This is a genomic window from Streptomyces albidochromogenes (assembly GCF_005981925.1).
GTDB lineage: Bacteria > Actinomycetota > Actinomycetes > Streptomycetales > Streptomycetaceae > Streptomyces > Streptomyces albidochromogenes.
On sequence record NZ_VBVX01000696.1, the window covers coordinates 1 to 753 of the forward strand.

Annotated in this window: 1 protein-coding gene; it reads left to right on the forward strand. The window is 34.7% G+C overall.

Annotated features, from left to right (window positions below):
• The coding region (locus E2E34_RS37740) for an MFS transporter (RefSeq protein ID WP_208765423.1) at positions 1 to 396 on the forward strand (396 nt) is incomplete at its 5' end.
• Between the last annotated feature and the right edge of the window lie 357 nt (positions 397 to 753).

Sequence of the window (753 nt, forward strand, 5' to 3'; positions counted from 1 at the left end):
AATATTATAACGCAACAGATAGGGAACTTGTTAGCTCTTTATTTATTGTACAGTGGATCCTCTTCGATTACTTTGATTTATGCATGGAATAGCGCCAACACGGCTGGATATACAAAAAGAATGTTTAGAAATGCCTTAACAATGATTTTCTTCAGTTTATCCTGCCTTCTTGGGCCTCAAATGTTTCAGGCAAAAGACTTTCCTGGATACGTACCGGCCAAGATTGCGATTCTAGTCACACAAGTTGCTTCTGTCCCCTTAACTCTCTTAGTTGGTTATTTATCAAAAAAGGAAAACGAAAAGAGAGATAATGAGCCATTACATAAGTTACCTGATAACTACCAATTTTTAGATTTAACGGATATGGAAAACAGAAACTTCAGGTATTCTTATTAGTCAGTATAGTTTATAGATTTGAATATACTAGGAGTCTAAGACTTGATGTAAACGTTTTGTAGTGAGGCCGGCTTAATCTTATCGGATCAAAGGCAAATATGTGTCTAGCTAATCGGTTTAAAATACCCATTAAAGGTCAGGATCAAACTCGACATCTTCAGGTGTGCCAATGTTTATCCATTGGATCATTCATTCTTTAACAGACCATTCTTTTGTGAAAAGTTGACCTCTGAAGAAGTTTATTCCGTTGGCGAAATTTAAATTGCAAAGCAAATCAGAAATACAAAATAATTTCAGAAATCCATGAATGCTGTAACAGATGATTCAAAAACTTCACGTAACTTAAAAATACAATAG